The organism is Sarcina sp. DSM 11001 (assembly GCF_900101015.1).
In the GTDB taxonomy this organism is placed as follows: domain Bacteria; phylum Bacillota; class Clostridia; order Lachnospirales; family Lachnospiraceae; genus CAG-791.
The window spans coordinates 1-4211 of sequence record NZ_FNFZ01000062.1; the positions used below are offsets into that span (position 1 = coordinate 1).

Annotated in this window: 2 protein-coding genes and 2 pseudogenes; 2 read left to right on the forward strand and 2 right to left on the reverse strand. The window is 40.8% G+C overall.

What is annotated here, in order from left to right; all coding sequences use genetic code 11:
* A partial coding sequence (locus tag BLT02_RS16545) for a COR domain-containing protein (protein WP_175453917.1) occupies nt 1-2275 on the forward strand: 2275 nt, incomplete at its 5' end.
* A gap of 260 nt (nt 2276-2535) precedes the next feature.
* On the opposite strand, the pseudogene BLT02_RS16550 reads toward BLT02_RS16545, so the two are convergent.
* Nucleotides 2536-2751 (reverse strand): annotated as a pseudogene (locus BLT02_RS16550) (IS66 family transposase); the annotation flags it as partial.
* Between the two features lie 22 nt (nt 2752-2773).
* Here BLT02_RS16550 and BLT02_RS16985 point away from each other — a divergent pair.
* Nucleotides 2774-3025: pseudogene (locus tag BLT02_RS16985) on the forward strand (transposase domain-containing protein); the annotation flags it as partial.
* Between the two features lie 273 nt (nt 3026-3298).
* Here the strand turns inward: BLT02_RS16985 and BLT02_RS16560 are convergent.
* Nucleotides 3299-3820, reverse strand: a complete 522-nt coding sequence (locus tag BLT02_RS16560; protein WP_092998113.1) for a hypothetical protein — start codon at nt 3818-3820, stop codon at nt 3299-3301.
* Nucleotides 3821-4211: the final 391 nt, after the last annotated feature.

The following is a 4211-nucleotide window of genomic DNA, read 5'->3' on the forward strand; positions in this document are numbered from 1 at the left end:
CTCGAACCAGATCTCTGTGATTCCTCCTGAAATCGGACAGCTGACCGCTCTTACTTCGCTGGATCTATCCGGAAATCATTTTTTAGATTTTTCTAAGTTAGCAAAAAATCTTCCAAGATTAAAGATTCTCAATGTTAGTAATTGTGTAATCAATCAGTTACCAATTGAGATTCTTTATCAAGATCTTCCTTTTTGGGATAAGTATAATGCTCCACTTAAAAAAAGAGGAATATTCATTAAAGGTCTACGCCTCCTAACGCAACCTGTTAGCCTCTTTTTAAAAGACAGACAACTTATCATGGAATATTTCAAAGAGGCTAAGATTCCGGTTAATGATACAAAAGTTATCTTACTCGGAGATGGAAACGCAGGAAAGACTTACACCATGGAGCGAATTAAGGGGAATGGAAAGAAGGGGGATTATCCTACATGCGAAACACACGGTATTCTGATTACATCGAGAACCATGGTTTCAGATGGAAAGCAATACAATATTCGGTTTTGGGACTTCGGCGGTCAGCATATCATGCGCTCTATGCATCGCTGTTTCCTCTCTGAGAGGACATGCTATGTTGTCGTGGTCAGCACACGACTGGGAAGTATGATGGACCAGGCCAGAAGATGGCTCAAGACCATTGCAAGTTTTGCGAAAGGATCTCCTGTACTCTTAGTTATTAACCTCATAGATAATGACCCTTATAGAGGATTTGCAGAAAACAGAATTTATGAAGAATTTCAGGATAAACTCGATATTAAGGGAATCGTCCATCTTTCTGTCATGGATGCGTCTGATGATGAATTTAATTATACTATATTAAAAAGCATCAAAGACATGGCTCTTGCCATGGACAGCATTGAAATGCTATTTCCCAAGTCCTGGAATGATATCCGTGAGGAGTTGTTCAAAGAGACCGCTATAGAAGGCCAGTATTACATAACACAAGAACGCTTCCAGGAAATATGTCGGAATAACCATTTATATGAAGAGGACATCCAACAGTGGCTACTTGACTGGTTCAATGACCTTGGATACTGCGTGAGCTATGGAAAAGATATAAGGCTTTCCGAGTATAAGGTTCTAAATCCGGAGTGGATCACAAATGCTATATACATTTTGCTTACTTCAGACAGAGTAATGGTAGACAACGGGATCATTTGGAGAAGTAACATAGAAACCGTGCTCAAAAACCCATCTGGCGGAACAGCTCCCGAGATAGACCATTATGAACCAGATGAGTGTGAATACATCCTTGAGGTGATGAGAAAATTCGAGCTTTCGTACAAGATAAGCGATAATCAGGAATTCTTACCCGCCCTTTGCGATGAAGACATCACGGTAGATCCTCCAAACAAATATCGGTCACATGTAGCTTCTTCTATGGTATATGAATTCCTCCCGGAGAACGTAATCCACAAGTTTATGGTCCGGTCTTACGGGAGGCTTGTCCGCAATTGCTGCACAAGTAAGAAAGTCATGATCCGGGATGAGCTCTCAGCACTGACTGCCATCCTTGATGCCGGTAAGGGAGATGACACACTGCACATCGATATCTATGCCCAGGGGGATAGGCATCCTTCCGAGCTTTTAGGCTGGATAAGAAATGAAATAAATGATATCAATCATGACTTGAATATCTCTGCCGAAGAATACATCTTCATTAATCAAGAAGAAGGAAGCATTGCTGTCAGGGAATTAATAGACAAACGAGAACTCGAAAGACGAGAAAACCCGGGCAGGCCTCCCAGATATCAGGGACGAAAAGCTTACTTTTTCATTGACGAACTTCTTGGTGAGCTGTTTGGCGACGAAATCGTTCAAACCGCTGTGGAGGTCATTTCCACACCTGACTCAAAATTTGATTCTCTGACACCTGAACTTCTTCTGTCATTGACATCAGAAGACGAACGGGCACATATTATCAGAAAATTAAGACCTAATATTGTGAACGTGTTTGGAGACATGGTATTGGGAGAAAAAACAACAACTGTTCACAATGGCCCCTCTGTAAAAGATATCACTAACCTTATTGAAGTGATCGCGACAGAAAAAGAAGCCAGCTATGAATTTATTGCAAAGCTTCTGGATGCAAATTCAAATCTGGCAACCGCATATATGGAGGCAACAAAACAAGGAAAAAAAGGCAAGTTATCCGACATGCTATCCAATGCAGCTAACCTGGCAACATTAGGACAAGTTATATCGAGTATACCTAAATTGGCATCGAATCCTGCAGTACAACAATTTATAGAAACCATAAGCCACTTTGTAAAATAGCTCAAACTTCTGATAAGTGAACGGATAGTCGAATGAAAAGCCCTACGCCACACACATCTTCTGGTGTGGCATAGGGCTATTCTTCTTTCGGCTTTCGCTCAATCTCCTGCTCCTGCATAACCTGTGGCAGTACCTGTTGAGGAACCTTTTATTCCCTTCTGGCCACTTCCAGCTGCTTTTCATGCGTAAGCGCAAAATAATAGCGCGGTCTCCAATAAAAATTACCCCAGCCCTTGCGAGTTGGAGTAATTCACTATAATTCACAAGCGATTTTTGAGATATTGGAACTTTTCACTCCATGGAGCAATATCTGCGAGCTGCTCATCCGTCCAGCTTTGATCCGGACGCTGGTCCAGCAGATACTTCAGATAGCCGTAGATGTTGAGGTCATGTGCCCTGGCCATCTCAACGATTGTGTAGACTACTGCACTGGCATCTGCTCCCTTGACACTGTCACTGAACAGCCAGTTCTTTCTGTTATGTTCTACAGAGCATAACAGAAAAAACTGGTTATTTTCCGACCGGCCTGTTGGAGCAGCCACCAGCGCCATCATTTATTCCCTTGTCCAGACAGCAAAGTTGAATGGAGTAAATCCCTACTACTATCTTCGGTATGTCCTTGAGAAGATGTCCTCCTATCCCATCTGTGACAAACTCTCAGAGCAGGACATGGCAGGACTGATGCCCTGGAGTGGAAAAGTTGGGAACGTGATCAGGGAGTACGAGAAGGAAAAGGACAGATCCAGCTGAATCAGCGCTCATTCTTATGTGAATTGTTAAGGTACTCTTGCCGCAGCCAAAGCGGCTGGGGTGCTTTTGTTTTGGGAGTAAAATATTACTCTCTACCATTGTCCTGTACGAAAGCGAAATTGTCGAACCGCCCAACCATTAATCGCTTACGCCATACCCAGCACACAAAAAAAGCACCGGCCATTTCTGGCTGATGCTTAAAGAAATCTTTCTATTTTCTTATTACAGGATACTTTATTACATGATGTTAGGTAAGTTAACATAAATCAATATTCATGATAACCAGGCACCTGTCTGTACGCAATAGTATGTCTTATTATCTTTCTTAACCTTTTTTATTATCCCATCTTTTTCCATCTGACCTAACATTGCTCCATATTGTTGGACCTGGATGCCTGAAAAATTCACCTTTTCCATCAGGTTAGGGATATTGACAGGCTCTTCAGCATTATTAATAATCTGAAACAGCCTATATTTGATTTCATCTTTTGTTACTATTTGGCTTTGTTCGTTAGTACTTTTAAAGTAATTACTTGGTTTGATACTTTTAAACCACATTTTGCCATACATAACCTTTTTCTCAACATACCCTTTTGACTGGAGAAGGCTAAGAACAGAAGCTATTTTTTGAAGAGAAGCAGCTCTCAATTCACGATATTTATTATGTAAATCTTCTACTGTGACATAATCATCTTCTAGTGCAATCACTTTTTCTATAGTTTTATTAATTATAGTAGAAGAATACTCCGTGATACAGGTACTTTTAGTCTTTGCACAAATATAAAAATGAAACAAATCATCCTTAGTAATAACCGTTCTACAATTATTCCAGAATGCAATAAAGAACTTGTTTGCATAACCTGTGGCAGATTCTGTTGAGGAATTTTTTTCTCCCTTCTTGCCACTTCCAACTGTTTTTCATGCAGACGTTTTAATACAGACTTACGTTTTTTTCCTTTCTTTCGCTTTTTTCGATTATTGTTGAGACCGTCAACCATTTATGGTACCAGGTACCAACGTGGTCAAACGAGCGTCAAATTAGGGAAATTTCACACTGAAGCCTGAAAATGGGTACAAAGAACCAGACGTATCTGCGATTTTTCTTTAAAAATCGCCAATACATCTCTTTTGAAAGCGTAATCAACCGGAGTGATTACCAGTTTCCAGGTACAGCAGGGGAAGAGCC